Annotated in this window: 13 protein-coding genes; 9 read left to right on the forward strand and 4 right to left on the reverse strand. The window is 73.8% G+C overall.

All coding sequences use genetic code 11. The annotated features are described in order from the left end of the window. Positions 1-8 precede the first annotated feature (8 nt). The 3 genes from ACGFZS_RS28755 (at position 9) to ACGFZS_RS28765 (ending at position 2426) form a co-directional block, all read left to right on the forward strand. Positions 9-986: a hypothetical protein gene (locus tag ACGFZS_RS28755; RefSeq protein WP_393797549.1), complete on the forward strand. Its 978-nt coding sequence runs from the start codon at positions 9-11 to the stop codon at positions 984-986. A 151-nt stretch (positions 987-1137) separates the two neighbouring features. Next, complete coding sequence (locus ACGFZS_RS28760; protein WP_393661587.1) at positions 1138-1710, forward strand: helix-turn-helix domain-containing protein; 573 nt, start codon at positions 1138-1140, stop codon at positions 1708-1710. Further along, positions 1710-2426 (forward strand): helical backbone metal receptor, encoded by a 717-nt coding sequence (locus tag ACGFZS_RS28765; protein ID WP_393797550.1) that lies wholly within the window; start codon positions 1710-1712, stop codon positions 2424-2426. Before ACGFZS_RS28760 ends, ACGFZS_RS28765 begins: the two co-directional genes overlap by 1 nt. Here ACGFZS_RS28765 and ACGFZS_RS28770 read toward each other — a convergent pair. Beyond that, entirely contained in the window at positions 2338-3456 is a 1119-nt protein-coding gene (locus ACGFZS_RS28770; RefSeq protein WP_393797551.1) for a TDT family transporter, read from the reverse strand. The genes ACGFZS_RS28765 and ACGFZS_RS28770 overlap by 89 nt on opposite strands. A 70-nt stretch (positions 3457-3526) precedes the next feature. On the opposite strand from ACGFZS_RS28770, the gene ACGFZS_RS28775 reads away from it, so the two are divergent. Both ACGFZS_RS28775 and ACGFZS_RS28780 read left to right on the forward strand, forming a co-directional pair. Next, positions 3527-4450 (forward strand): LysR family transcriptional regulator, encoded by a 924-nt coding sequence (locus ACGFZS_RS28775; RefSeq protein ID WP_393797552.1) that lies wholly within the window; start codon positions 3527-3529, stop codon positions 4448-4450. A gap of 131 nt (positions 4451-4581) precedes the next feature. Beyond that, a complete protein-coding gene (locus tag ACGFZS_RS28780) occupies positions 4582-5538 on the forward strand; it encodes an aminoglycoside phosphotransferase family protein (protein WP_393797553.1) in 957 nt (318 codons plus the stop codon). Here ACGFZS_RS28780 and ACGFZS_RS28785 read toward each other — a convergent pair. Together ACGFZS_RS28785 and ACGFZS_RS28790 are read right to left on the reverse strand one after the other, a co-directional pair. Then, positions 5522-6211 carry a gamma-glutamyl-gamma-aminobutyrate hydrolase family protein gene (locus ACGFZS_RS28785; protein ID WP_393797554.1) on the reverse strand — a complete coding sequence of 230 codons (690 nt, stop codon included), beginning with the start codon at positions 6209-6211 and terminating at the stop codon, positions 5522-5524. The genes ACGFZS_RS28780 and ACGFZS_RS28785 overlap by 17 nt on opposite strands. Positions 6212-6270: 59 nt before the next feature. Further along, positions 6271-7005, reverse strand: coding sequence for an FCD domain-containing protein (locus ACGFZS_RS28790; protein WP_365685386.1), 735 nt, complete (start codon positions 7003-7005; stop codon positions 6271-6273). Between the two features lie 107 nt (positions 7006-7112). Between ACGFZS_RS28790 and ACGFZS_RS28795 the strand changes: the two genes are divergently transcribed. From ACGFZS_RS28795 to ACGFZS_RS28810, 4 genes are read left to right on the forward strand one after another with little or no spacing between them, the layout of a single operon-like run. Further along, complete coding sequence (locus ACGFZS_RS28795) at positions 7113-8477, forward strand: glutamine synthetase family protein (protein ID WP_393797555.1); 1365 nt, start codon at positions 7113-7115, stop codon at positions 8475-8477. Positions 8478-8485: 8 nt separating this feature from the next. Next, positions 8486-9871 (forward strand): aldehyde dehydrogenase family protein, encoded by a 1386-nt coding sequence (locus tag ACGFZS_RS28800; protein ID WP_393797556.1) that lies wholly within the window; start codon positions 8486-8488, stop codon positions 9869-9871. Then, positions 9868-10668, forward strand: coding sequence for a 3-oxoacyl-ACP reductase (locus tag ACGFZS_RS28805; protein WP_393797557.1), 801 nt, complete (start codon positions 9868-9870; stop codon positions 10666-10668). The genes ACGFZS_RS28800 and ACGFZS_RS28805 overlap by 4 nt, the downstream gene beginning before the upstream one ends. Before the next feature lie 39 nt (positions 10669-10707). After that, on the forward strand, positions 10708-11505 hold the full coding sequence (locus ACGFZS_RS28810) for a DUF2510 domain-containing protein (RefSeq protein ID WP_393797736.1): 798 nt from the start codon (positions 10708-10710) through the stop codon (positions 11503-11505). Positions 11506-11562: 57 nt separating this feature from the next. Here ACGFZS_RS28810 and ACGFZS_RS28815 read toward each other — a convergent pair whose 3' ends face one another. Next, positions 11563-12765 (reverse strand): amino acid deaminase/aldolase, encoded by a 1203-nt coding sequence (locus tag ACGFZS_RS28815; protein WP_393797558.1) that lies wholly within the window; start codon positions 12763-12765, stop codon positions 11563-11565. Positions 12766-13068 lie beyond the last annotated feature (303 nt).

Here is a 13068-nt window from a genome sequence, read left to right on the forward strand (position 1 = left end):
AGCACCCCGTGATCCGCCGGCTGCTGCCCCTCCTGCTGCTTGTGACGGCCGCGGTCACCGTCCCCCGGCTGTCGGAGGCGAGCCCGGACCCGGCCTCGGCGGCCACCGCCCGCTTCGAGGCGCTCGCCGGGGACGTGGGACAGGCCGACGGCGCGGTCTTCGACGCCCGGGACGACACCGGCCGCACCATGGACACCGCCGAGATCACCCCGGTGCCCGCGGCGTACGGCGGCGGCTACCTTGCCGTCTACCACACCACCCTCGCCGACGGCCGCTTCCACACGGCCGTCGCCACCTCCACCGACCTGCGCGTCTGGACCCGCCGCCACGACTTCGGGGCCGGCACCAGCCAGCCCTCCCTGCACCCCGACGGCACCGGCGGATGGGTCCTCGCCTACGAAAAGGATCCGGCCAACCACATAGCGCTACGGCATTACCCAGACCTCGCCGCGCTGCTGGCCGGAAGGTCCGACCGCGCGTTCGACGCCCCCCGCACGCTGTCCGACTGCGCCGAGGGCACCCCGGACATCACCGCGGTCCGCGGCGACACCGTGGAACTGACCGGCCACTACCGGTCCGACTGCGCCGTCGACCGCCAACTCCGGGCCACGCTGAGGGACTTCACGCTCTGGCAGGCGCGCCCGGATCACCGCCTGGACCAGGCACTCCTCGCCTGGGGCACCGCCGGGAACATCGGCGACCGCTCGCGCATTGAACTCATGGGGCGCCCCCTCGTCCTGATCGAGGGCCAGCGCCTGCGGAACGACTTCGGGAGCTGGTCGACGTATGCCTACGACCCCGTCTCCGGCCGGGCCGACCGGGTCGGCCTGCGCACCCCCGGCGGCAGCCGCGCCTTCGCCAATCCGTCGGCCGCGCTGATCACCGACCCCGACGGCCGTCCGGCCCTCCTGGTCAGCGTCTTCATCCCGAAGGAGGAGTCCGCGCCCGGCGAGTCCGGCGAGCTCGTGTACTGGCGCGAACTGTGAGGGTCGGGCTCACCGGACGTGACGGGGATGTGACGGCCGCCTGAAACGGTTTGCCGAACATGCGTAGGGTGCAGAGAACCCCTCAGGAGGGGCCCGGCCGCCGCCGGACACCCGAGGGACGGAACGACGAGCGAAGGAGGGAGCCGGAGCGATGGGCGACCACAAAGACCAGCAGCCCGTGCGGGTGGGCGCGGCAGTGCGACGGCGCCGCCGCTCGCTGGAGCTCACCCTCGCCGTCGTGGCCGAGCGCAGCGGCCTGTCGGTGCCCTTCCTGAGCCAGATCGAGAACGACAGGGCCCGCCCCAGCCGCACCTCCCTGGAGAAGCTCGCCGACGCCCTGCGCACCACCGCCGTCGAACTCCTCGCCGCCGCCGACCCGGCGTGCAGCGTGGACGTCGTACGGGCCGACGGCACCACCGAGCCGGACTTCGCGCCCCGGGTGCGCTCCCTGGTCCGCGGTCACCACCAGCTGCACGCCTCCGAGTTCACCGGCGACCACGACGCCGGCCGCGAATTCCAGCACCGCAACGACGAGTTGATGTACGTCGCCGACGGCGCGGTGGAGATCGAGGCCGAGGGCCGCGCCTACCGCCTCGGCCGCGGCGACACCCTGTACCTCACCGGCGGGGTCCGGCACCGCTGGCGGGCGACGGTCCCGGACACCAGGGTGATCGTGGTGGCGGTGGCGGAACACATCGAGGCGGTCCAGGACCGTCCGCGCTGATGCGGGTCGTCTCCCTGGTCCCCTCGCTCACCGAGACGGTGGCCGTGTCCGCGCCGGGAGCGCTGGTCGGCGCCACGGACTGGTGCAGCCATCCGGCCGACCTCGACGTCCCCCGGATCGGCGGCACCAAGAACCCCGACCTCGACCGGATCCTCGCCCTCGCCCCCGACCTGGTGATCGCCAACGAGGAGGAGAACCGCGCCCCCGACCTCGACGCGCTGCGCGCGGCCGGGGTGAAGGTGCTGGTCACGGAGGTACGGCAGGTGCCCCAGGCCTTCCGGGAACTGGCCCGGGTGCTGGCCGCCTGCGGCGCGGACCCCCGCCCCCGCTGGCTCGCGGAGGCCGAGGCGGCCTGGTCGGCACCGGGGCCCGGACCCCGTGGAACCGTGGTGGTGCCGATCTGGCGACGCCCCTGGATGGTCCTCGGCCGGGACACCTTCGCGGGCGACGTCCTGCACCGGCTCGGCTTCACCAACGTGTACGCCACCCACGCCGAGCGCTACCCCCGTGTGCCGGTCGCGGAGCTGAACGACGCCGCCCCCGACCTGGTCGTCCTCCCGGACGAGCCCTACCGCTTCACCGCCGACGACGGCCCGGAGGCGTTCCCCGGACTGCCCTGCGCGCTGGTCAGCGGACGGCACCTGACGTGGTACGGACCGTCGCTGGCGACAGCGCCGGGGGCGCTGGCCGAGGCGCTGCGAGCAGCTCGCCGCTGAGCAGTCCGCGCACGGTGCCGGACGCCGCCGCGAGCCAGCCGGCCACCAGCAGGCCGTACAGGCCGACCGCCAGCGCGTCGTAGGCGACGAGGCCGGTGTGCCGGGCGAGGGCCGCCGCGCCGGTGACACAGGTGCCCACCGGGAAGGTGAACGACCACCAGGTCATCGCGAACCGCATGCCGTGCCGCCGGGCCCGCGCCACGTGCGCGACCGCCAGCGCCAGCCACAGCAGCGCGAAGCCCATCACCGGAACGCCGTAGAGAACGGCGAGCAGGCCGAAACCGGCCGCGTAGGGGGCCGGTACGACCCCGGGCGCGAGGTCCGCGAACACGCCCACCGCCGTGGTCGACTGCCCGAGCGGCCCCAGCACCAGCAGGATCGTCGGGGTGAGCGCCAGGGGGAGCGGGCCGCTGGTGACCAGCCGGGCGAAGACCAGGGTCAGCATCAGCAGGGTGACCAGCAGGCTCATCCCGAACAGCGCGACGCACGCGAACAGCAGGGTCTCGCGCGGCTGCCCCGCCGGCAGATGCGGGACGAGCTGCGGCCCCAGCGCCGCCGACACCATCGGCGCGACCAGCGGCAGCAGCCACGCCGGGGTGGCCTGACCGGGCTCGACCCGATGCCGTACGGCCAGCAGGTACGGCACGGCGACGGCCGCCGTCAGCCCGACGGCCGTACCGGCGACGAACAGCACGGCGTCGAGCACGACGGCCGCCGGCTCCCCGATCCAGTCCCGCCCGAGCGCCAGGGCGCCGCCGCCGACGGCCAGCAGCGCCATCGAGAGACAGCCGTAGAAGGGGGCGACCGCCGGATCGCGCAGCTGGGCGAGGGCCTGGTCGCGGTGGTGGATCCAGTGCAGGGCGCGGGCGGCCAGCAGAACCACGAGCTGCAGCAGCGACAGCGCCCACACGCCGACGAACAGCCCCCGCGGGCCGCCGCCACCGAGCGCTGCACCGCCGAGAGCGAGCGCCGCGGTGCCCATGACCGAGGCGTACCAGTTGGGACCGAGATACCGGACTGCGGTGACCATGCCTCCACGGTCCCGCCGGCCGACGCCCGCGACCAGGGAGCGCTGTTCTATGGGGGCATAAGCTGTGTTTATGAGCCAGGCGGAGGAACGGGCGGGTGGTGGTGGCACGCTGGCGCACCGGGTGCCGGATCTCGGGGCGCTGGAGCTGCTGCTGGCGGTGGCGCGGCTGGGGAGTCTCGGGGCGGCGGCGCGGGAGGTCGGCATCACCCAGCCGGCGGCCAGCAGCCGGATCCGCTCGATGGAACGGCAGCTGGGCGTGGCCCTCGTCGACCGCTCGCCCCGCGGCTCCCGGCTCACCGAGTCCGGGGCGCTGGTGACCGACTGGGCGCGGCGGGTGGTGGAGGCGGCGGAGGCCTTCGACGCGGGGGCGCAGGCGCTGCGGCACCGGCGGGACTCGCGGCTGCGGGTCGCGGCGAGCATGACCATCGCCGAGTACCTGCTGCCGGGCTGGCTGCTCGCGCTGCGCGCCCAGCGCCCCGACACGGCGGTCTCCCTGCTCGCGGGCAACTCGGCGGCGGTGGCCGAGCGGCTGCTCGCCGACGAGGCCGACCTGGGCTTCGTGGAGGGGCTGACCGTCCCGCCGGGCCTGGACTCCGCGGTGATCGCCCATGACCGGCTGATCGTCGTCGTCGCCCCCGCCCACCCCTGGGCCCGCCGCCGACGCCCGCTCGCCGCCGAGGAGTTGGCCGCCACCCCCCTCATCCTCCGCGAGCGCGGATCCGGCACCCGTCAGGTCCTCGACGTCGCCCTCGGCGGCCTCGCCCGCCCACTGATCGAACTCTCCTCGACCACCGCGGTCAAGGCCTCGGCGGTCAGCGGCGCGGGCCCCGCGGTACTCAGCGAACTCGCCGTCGGCGAGGAACTCGCCATGCGCCGGCTGGTGAGCATCCCGGTGGAGGGCGTCGCGTTGCGCCGCGACCTCCGCGCCGTCTGGCCGACCGGGCATCGCCCCACGGGACCCGCACGAGACCTGCTGTCACTGACCCGAGGCTGACCCCTCCCCGCCGGGGGTGCTGGGAGCGGCAGCCTCAAGTCGAGGGCGGGCAAGCGGGGGTGGGTGGTGGGTGGTCGGTGGTGGGGGGAAATGTGTGGCGGTGGGGGGTGAGGCGGGGGCAGCATCCGGTCATGGCCATCCGTGTCGCTCCGCCCGCCGAAGGTGCCCGTATGCCCTGGGAGGCTCTGCCCGGGGCCGTTCGCGGTGCTGTTGCCGAGGTTCTCGGTGGTGGGCCGGTCGTGCATGCGGTCACGCAGCCCGGCGGGTTCTCGCCGGGTGTTGCCGCCAGGGTCCGTACCGCCGGTCAGCGCACCGGGTTCGTGAAGGCGGTCAGCGGTGAGGTGAACCCGCACAGTCCCGACCTGCACCGCGCGGAGGCCCGGAACGCCGCCGCGCTGCCGGCCGCCGTCCCCGCGCCCCGTCTTCTCGGCAGCTACGACGACGGCACCTGGGTGGCGCTGGTCTTCGAGGAGGTGGACGGGCGTCAGCCGGACATTCCCTGGCGGCCGGACGAACTGGGGCGCGTTCTCGACGCCGTCGGCACCCTCGGTCGTACGCTCACGCCGTCCCCGGTCGATGCCCCGCCCGCCGCCGAGCACCTCGCGGACACCTTCGACGGCTGGCGCAGGCTCATGGAGGGCCCCGACGGAGCCGTCGGCCGGCTCGACGGATGGACCGTCGCACGGCTGGACGAGCTGGCCCGTCTCGCCGAGCCGTGGCCTGGGGCCGTCGGCGGGGACACGCTCGCCCATGCCGATCTGCGGGCCGACAACATGCTGCTGACGGGGGACGGGGGAGTCGTCTTCGTGGACTGGCCGCATGCCGTGCGGGCCGCGCCGTGGTTCGACCTGCTGGTGATGCTGCCGTGTGTGCGGGCCCAGGGCGGGCCGGATCCGGAGGGGGTGTTCGGGGCGCATCCGCTCGGCCGGGACGCCGACCGCGACGCCGTCACCGCGGCGCTGGCCGCGCTCGCCGGGTTCTTCCTGGAGCACTCGGTGCGGCCCGCGCCGCCCGGCCTGCCCACCCTGCGCGCGTTCCAGCGCGCGCAGGGCGACGCGGCGCTGGAGTGGCTCAGGACGCGGCTGTGACCAGGGCCCGCATGACGCGCAGGTCCTCGCCCATCTCGGGATGCCACTGGACACCGAGGACCCAGCCGCGGTCGGCGGGGAGTTCGATCGCCTCGACCGTGCCGTCGTCCGTGGCGTGCGCGGAGGCCAGCAGGCCCTCGCCGAGGCGGTCCACGGCCTGGTGGTGGAAGGTGGGGACGGAGGTCTCGTCGGGGACCGTCCCGGCGTACAGAGTGCCGGGGACCGGCTTGACCGGGTGGCTGCCGAAGACGCCGGGGACCTCCGCGTGGCCGTCGATGTGCTGGACGAGGGTGCCGCCCAGGGCGACGTTCAGCAGCTGCATGCCGCGGCAGATGCCGAGCAGCGGTATGCCCGCCGCCAGCGCCGCGTCGATCAGGGCCAGCTCCCAGGCGTCCCGGGCGCGGGCCGGGCGGCCGGTGCGGGGGTCGGGCTCGGCGCCGTAGCGAACCGGCTCGACGTCCGGGCCGCCCGCGATCACCAGGCCGTCCAGCCGCGCCACCGTCGCCGCCGCGTGCTCGGGGTCGTCGGGCGGCAGCATCGCGGCCAGGCCGCCCGCCCGCTGGACCAGGCGCGGATAGCCGGCCGGCAGCAGGGCCGCCTCCAGCTCCCAGGCGCCCCAGCGGGCGCCGGCCTCCAGATATGTGCTCACGCCGATCAGCGGCCGTCCGGGCATGGGCCCCTCCCGTGTCACAAAGGTGTTCGTGCGTACCTTTATGGCACGCCGATGGGCCGTTACGCCAGAAAGCCCCGCAGCAGCGCCGCCGTCCCCGCGCAGTGCTCCCGCATCATCTCCCGGGCACCGTCCGCGTCCCCGTCCAGCACCGCCTCCACCAGCGCGATGTGCTGGCGCTGGGAGTGCTCCAGATTGCGCACCAGGAGCGGAATGCAGTCGAGGAGGTCGTTGACCGTCGCCCGTACCGCCGCGTACTGGGCGGTGAGCGAGGGCGAGCCGCACAGCTCGGCGATCGTGAGGTGCAGGAGGGTGTCCAGGCGGCGGTAGTCCGCGAGCGGGGCCTCGTGGGTGCGGGCGAGGGCCTCGCGGAGGCGGCCCGCCTGCTCGCCGGTCAGACCGTGGGCCGCGCACAGGCCCGCCGCACCCACCTCGAGCACCTCGCGGAAGCGCAGCACGTCCTCGATGTCCACCTCGGCGATCCGGCGCCGCAGCTCGTCCTCGCCGCCCGCGTCCGCGCGCGGCAGCACGAACGTGCCGCCGTACCGCCCGCGCCGGGACTCCACCAGACCCTGGTCCTGGAGCACCTTCAGCACCTCGCGCAGCGTCACCCGGCTGATCCCCAGCCGCTCCGCCAGCTCCCGCTCGGCGGGCAGCCGTTCGCCGCCCGGGACCAGCCCCAGCCGGACCACCTGGAGGATCTGCTCCAGCGCCTCCTCGAAGCCGTTGCCCGCCCGCACCGGTCGCAGCACCGGAGTCAACGGATCGTCGAGGGCGCCGTCCGCGTCCAGCGACATATGGCCGTACCCCCTTCCCAAGCAATGGTTCTCACCAATACCTTAGAGCTCCCGCCCCGGCCACAGAAGCACAGCACCATCGTGAAAGAAGCCGAAGGAGCTCCCCCGTGGCAGACCGCACACCCCCGCTGAGCATCGAGGAACTGCACACCCTCGTCGCGAGCGGTGAGATCGACACTGTCGTCCTCGCCTTCCCCGACATGCAAGGGCGGCTGCAGGGCAAGCGGTTCTCCGCCCGTTTCTTCCTGGACGAGGTCCTGCACCACGGCACCGAGGGCTGCAACTACCTCCTCGCCGTCGACACCGAGATGAACACCGTCGACGGGTACGCCATGTCCTCCTGGGACCGCGGGTACGGCGACTTCGCGATGCACCCCGACCTGTCCACCCTCCGCCGTGTGCCCTGGAACGCGGGCACCGCCCTGCTCGTCGCCGACCTCGCCTGGAACGACGGCTCCCCGGTCGTCGCCGCGCCCCGCCAGATCCTCCGCCGCCAGCTGGAGCGCCTCGCCGAACTCGGCTACACCGCACAGGTCGGTACGGAGCTGGAGTTCATCGTGTTCAAGGACACCTACGAGGCGGCCTGGGACGCGAACTACCGGGGGCTGACCCCGGCCAACCAGTACAACATCGACTACTCGGTGCTCGGGACGGGCCGGATCGAGCCGCTGCTCCGCCGGATCCGCAACGAGATGGCGGCGGCCGGCCTGACCGTCGAGTCCGCCAAGGGCGAGTGCAACCCCGGACAGCACGAGATCGCCTTCCGCTACGACGAGGCCCTGGTCACCTGCGACCAGCACGCCGTCTACAAGACCGGCGCCAAGGAGATCGCCGCCCAGGAGGGCGTCTCCCTCACCTTCATGGCCAAGTACAACGAGCGGGAGGGCAACTCCTGCCACATCCACCTGTCGTTGACGGACGCGGACGGCCAGGGCGTCTTCGCCGCCCCCGACGGGCCCGGCATGTCCGACGTGATGCGGCACTTCCTCGCCGGACAGCTCGCCGCCCTCCGCGACTTCTCCCTCCTCTACGCCCCCAACATCAACAGCTACAAGCGGTTCCAGCCGGGCTCCTTCGCCCCGACCGCCGTCGCGTGGGGGAACGACAACCGCACCTGCGCGCTCAGGGTCGTCGGCCACGGCCGCTCCCTGCGCTTCGAGAACCGGCTGCCCGGCGGCGACGTCAACCCGCACCTCGCCGTCGCCGGACTGGTCGCGGCCGGGCTGTACGGCATCGAGCAGCAGCTGGAACTCCCCGAGGCCTGCCCCGGCAACGCCTACACCGCCGACTTCGCCCACGTCCCGACCACGCTCCGCGAGGCCGCCGAGCTCTGGGAGAACAGCCCCATCGCCAAGGCCGCCTTCGGCGACGAGGTCGTCGCGCACTACCGCAACATGGCCCGCGTCGAGCTGGAGGCCTTCGACGCCGCGGTGACCGACTGGGAGCTGCGCCGCTCCTTCGAACGCATGTGAGGCACCACTTGTCGCAACAGCACCCGTACGAACTCGACGTGCTCAACCCGGCCACCGAGGAGGTGATCGCGACCGTCCCCGGGGCCGGGGAGCAGGACGTCGACACCGCCGTACGACGGGCCGCGCAAGCCCAGGAGCGGTGGGCCGCGCTCGGACCCGGCGACCGGGCCCGGCTGCTGCGCCGCTTCGCCGTCGTCGTCGACGAACACCGGGAGGAACTGGCCCGGCTGGAGGTCCGGGAGGCCGGGCACACCATCGGCAACGCCCGCTGGGAGGCCGGCAACGTCCGCGACCTGCTCGACTACGCGGCCGGGGGAGTGGAGCGCCTGACCGGCCGCCAGATCCCGGTCCCGGGCGGCCTCGACGTCACCCTCCTCGAACCCCTCGGCGTGGTCGGCGTGATCGCCCCCTGGAACTTCCCGCTGCCCATCGCGGCCTGGGGCACCGCCCCCGCGCTGGCCGCGGGCAACGCGGTGGTCCTCAAGCCCGCCGAGACCACCCCGCTCACCGCCCTCCGACTCGCCGAACTCGCCCTGGCGGCGGGCCTGCCCGAGCACCTCTTCCAGGTGCTGCCCGGCCGCGGCGACCTCGCGGGCGAGGCGCTCGTACGGCACCCGGGCGTCGCCAAGATCGTGTTCACCGGCTCCACCCGGGTCGGCAAGCGCATCATGGCGCTCTGTGCCGACCAGGTGAAACGGGTGACCCTCGAACTCGGCGGCAAGAGCCCCAACCTCGTCTTCGCCGACGCCGACCTGGAGGCCGCCGCGGCCGCCGCCCCCATGTCCTTCCTGGACAACTCCGGCCAGGACTGCTGCGCCCGCACCCGCATCCTCGTCCAACGCCCGGTCTACGACCGCTTCCTGGAACTCCTCGCCCCGGCCGTCGAGTCCGTCACCGTCGGCGACCCGGCCGACGAGAGCACCGACATGGGCCCGCTGATCTCCAAGGCCCAGCTGGAGCGGGTCCGTTCGTACGTCGACGCCGACGCGCCCGGCATCCGGGGCAAGGCCCCCGAGGGCCCCGGCTTCTGGTTCCCGCCGACCGTCCTCACCGGCGTCGACCCGCACGCACGGGTGGCCGTCGAGGAGGTCTTCGGACCGGTCGCCGCCGTCATCCCCTTCGACGACGAGGCCGAGGCCGTCCGGCTCGCCAACGGGACGGACTACGGGCTCTCCGGCTCCATCTGGACCCGGGACGTCGGCCGCGCGCTGCGCGTCTCGCAGGCCGTCAAGGCCGGCAACCTGTCCGTCAACTCCCACTCCAGCGTCCGCTACTGGACCCCCTTCGGCGGCTTCAAGCAGTCGGGGATCGGCCGTGAACTCGGCCCGGACGCCCTCACCGCCTTCACCGAAACCAAGAACGTCTTCATCAGCACGGAGGGCTCCGCACAGTGACCGCATCCACCGAAGAGGCCGCAGAGATCGTCTGCCGCCGACTCGTCGGCCGTACGGCCGTCATCACCGGAGCCGGCAGCGGCATCGGCCTCGCCACCGCGCGGCGGCTCGCCTCCGAGGGCGCCCACGTCGTCTGCGGCGACGTCGACGAGGCCCGCGGCAAGGCCGCCGCCGAGGAGGTCGGCGGGATCTTCGTGAAGGTCGACGTCACCGACGCCGAGCAGGTCGAGGCGCTGTTCAAGACCGCCTTCGACACCTACGGCAGCGTCGACATCGCCTTCAACAACGCCGGTATCTCGCCGCCCGACGACGACTCCATCCTGGAGACCGGCCTGGAGGCGTGGAAGCGCGTCCAGGAGGTCAACCTCACCTCCGTCTACCTGTGCTGCAAGGCCGCGATCCCCTACATGCGGCAGCAGGGCAAGGGCTCCATCATCAACACCGCGTCCTTCGTGGCGAGGATGGGCGCGGCCACCAGCCAGATCTCCTACACCGCCTCCAAGGGGGGAGTTCTGGCCATGTCCCGGGAACTGGGCGTGCAGTTCGCCCGGGAGGGCATCCGCGTCAACGCCCTGTGCCCCGGACCGGTCAACACCCCCCTGTTGCAGGAGCTGTTCGCGAAGGACCCCGAGCGGGCCGCCCGCCGCCTGGTGCACATCCCGCTCGGCCGGTTCGCCGAGGCCGAGGAGATCGCCGCCGCCGTCGCCTTCCTGGCCAGCGACGACTCCTCCTTCGTCAACGCCAGCGACTTCCTGGTCGACGGCGGGATCTCCGGGGCGTACGTCACACCCCTGTAGGAGCCGCCCCAACTCCCGTCCTACAGTGCGGGAGTGAGCATGACGCCGCCCGGCTGGTACGCCGACCCACAGACTCCGCACCTGGAGCGCTGGTGGGACGGACGCGCCTGGACCGAGCACCGGCGCACCCCGACCGGCCTCCCCGCGCCGCCGACCCCGGCGGCCGGGGCGTCCGGCCGGGCCAAGGCGGTCGCCCTGATATCCGCCGGCGCGGTGCTGGCCACGGCCATCGTCGCCGGCGGGACGGTCCTCCGAACGGACGTGGCCGGCGGCCACGACACCCGGGTGGACGGCGCCCCCGCCGCCCCGCCGCCCCCGTCCCTGGTGGTCGACCGGCTCAACGACATCGCCCTGCCCGTCCCGCCCGGCTGGACCGGCACGTCCTCCCTCGCCGAGGACGACGTCGTGATGACCACCGACGGCACCTACGCCTGCCCGGCCGCCACCGGCCGCTGCCGCCACGGCCAGGTGATGAGCCGTACGGCGGGCAGCGCCGAGGGCGCCTCGCCGCGCACCGTCGCCGAACGGGACGTACCCGACGCGGCCGAGACGGCCTACGGCCACGACGCCGACGGCCGGCAGCCCTACGGCGGCATCCGCTCCCACCAGGTCGTCGAGGCCGGGCGGGTGGCGGTCGCCGGACACGACGGATACCTGGTGCGCTGGCGGGTACGGACGGCCGAGGGACCCGGCGGCTACGTCCAGTCCCTCGCCTTCCCCTCCGACTCCGGCATCCCGGCCCCGGTCGTCGTCCGGATCGCCCTCGACGCGGGCCCGGACGGGCCGCCGCTCTCCGACATGGACGAGATCACCAAGGGCATCCGCCCGGCCCGCTAGCCACCGCGAAGAAGCCGGTCACAAGAGGGCCGGAGGCAGACGGCCGGAGGCAGACGGTCAGAGGAAGGTCTGGCCCTCGCCCCGGTACGTCGGCACGGTCGCCGTCACCCGGTCGCCCTCGACCAGGTGCAGCTCGGCGAACCGCTCGCACAGCTCGCCCGCCTTGGCATGCCGGAACCACACCCGGTCGCCGATCAGCAGGTCGTCCGCCGCCGCACCGAGCAACGGGGTCTGCACCTCGCCGGGACCCTCCTGCGAGTCGTACGACAGCCCCTCCGGCAGGTACGGCACCGGCAGCCGGTCCGGGCCCGCGACGCCCGAGGCCGGATAGCCGCCGCCGAGGACGGTCACCACCCCGACACCAGGGCGCCGGACCACCGGCATGGCGAAGAGCGCGGCCGGACGGCCGGTGAACGACGTGTAGTTGTCGAAGAGCCGCGGCACGTACAGGCCCGAGCCCGCCGCGATCTCGGTGACCGCGTCCTCCGCCGCCGTGGTCTGCACACTGCCCGTGCCGCCGCCGTTGACGAACTCCAGGTCCGGCACCACCGCACGGACCGCCCGCACCACCGCGGCGCGCCGCTCCGCCAGCTCACGGCGCGCGGTGGCCTGCATCAGCCGCACCGCGCGCGAGCGCAGCGGCCGGCCGGCGACCGCGTCCCCGACCCCGGCGATGTGCCCCTCGTACCCCATGATCCCGACCAGCTTGAACCCCGGCCGCCGGGCCACGGTCCGCGCCAGGTCGGCGAGCTGGGCGGGGGAGTACAGCGGCGAACGCAGGGCCCCGACCCGCACCCGGCCGCCGAGCAGCTTCAGCGAGGTGTCCAACTCCAGGCAGACCCGCACCACTTCGGTCCCGCCGTCGCGGGCCGCGTCGATCAGATCCAGATGCGCCGGATCGTCGATCATCACCGTCACGGCGGCGGCGAGCTTGGGATCGGCGGCCAGTTCGGCGAACCGGGCCCGGTCGGCGGACGGATAGGCCAGCAGGATGTCCTCGAACCCGGACCGGGCGAGCCACAGCGACTCCGCCAGCGTGAAGGACATGATCCCCGCGAAGCCGTCCTTCGCGAGCACCCGTTCCAGCAGGTGCCGGCAGCGCACGGACTTGCTCGCGACCCGGATCGGCTTGCCGCCGGCCCGGCGTACGAGATCGTCCGCGTTGGCGTCGAATGCCTCCAGATCCACGATCGCGAGGGGGGCGTCCAGGTGGGCGGTGGCCCGGTCGTAACGGGCCCGGTCGGCGGCGCGCGCAGTCATGACCGCAGCCTGCCAGACAGGATTACCGCAGGGTAGGGGGACGATCCGGGCAGATGCCGCGGGGCCGTGGACTGGTTCCCGTTCGCCGTCGCACAACCCGTAGAGTGACGCGCACGTACGACGGACCGACCCCGGCCGCCTGACCCGCGCCGGGATGCGGATCCGCGTGTACGGGTATGCGTGCCCGGGGCGGACTTCTCCGCGCCGGGGAGCACGAGGGCCCGTACGAGGAGTTGGCCCGGGCACGAGGAAACGGGGGGCGCATGAGCAGGGAAGCGCGGCACGCCCCGATCCCGCGACGCC

This window comes from Streptomyces sp. NPDC048288, assembly GCF_043201555.1.
In the GTDB taxonomy this organism is placed as follows: Bacteria; Actinomycetota; Actinomycetes; order Streptomycetales; family Streptomycetaceae; genus Streptomyces.

What these genes read in the sequence shown, in the direction of transcription:
- ACGFZS_RS28760 (WP_393661587.1), top strand. Translation starts at nt 1,138, where the DNA reads ATGGGCGACCACAAAGACCAGCAGCCCGTGCGGGTGGGCGCGGCAGTG.
- ACGFZS_RS28765 (WP_393797550.1), top strand. Translation starts at nt 1,710, where the DNA reads ATGCGGGTCGTCTCCCTGGTCCCCTCGCTCACCGAGACGGTGGCCGTG.
- ACGFZS_RS28770 (WP_393797551.1), bottom strand. Translation starts at nt 3,456, where the DNA reads ATGGTCACCGCAGTCCGGTATCTCGGTCCCAACTGGTACGCCTCGGTC.
- ACGFZS_RS28775 (WP_393797552.1), top strand. Translation starts at nt 3,527, where the DNA reads ATGAGCCAGGCGGAGGAACGGGCGGGTGGTGGTGGCACGCTGGCGCAC.
- ACGFZS_RS28780 (WP_393797553.1), top strand. Translation starts at nt 4,582, where the DNA reads ATGGCCATCCGTGTCGCTCCGCCCGCCGAAGGTGCCCGTATGCCCTGG.
- ACGFZS_RS28785 (WP_393797554.1), bottom strand. Translation starts at nt 6,211, where the DNA reads ATGCCCGGACGGCCGCTGATCGGCGTGAGCACATATCTGGAGGCCGGC.
- ACGFZS_RS28790 (WP_365685386.1), bottom strand. Translation starts at nt 7,005, where the DNA reads ATGTCGCTGGACGCGGACGGCGCCCTCGACGATCCGTTGACTCCGGTG.
- ACGFZS_RS28810 (WP_393797736.1), top strand. Translation starts at nt 10,708, where the DNA reads ATGACGCCGCCCGGCTGGTACGCCGACCCACAGACTCCGCACCTGGAG.
- ACGFZS_RS28815 (WP_393797558.1), bottom strand. Translation starts at nt 12,765, where the DNA reads ATGACTGCGCGCGCCGCCGACCGGGCCCGTTACGACCGGGCCACCGCC.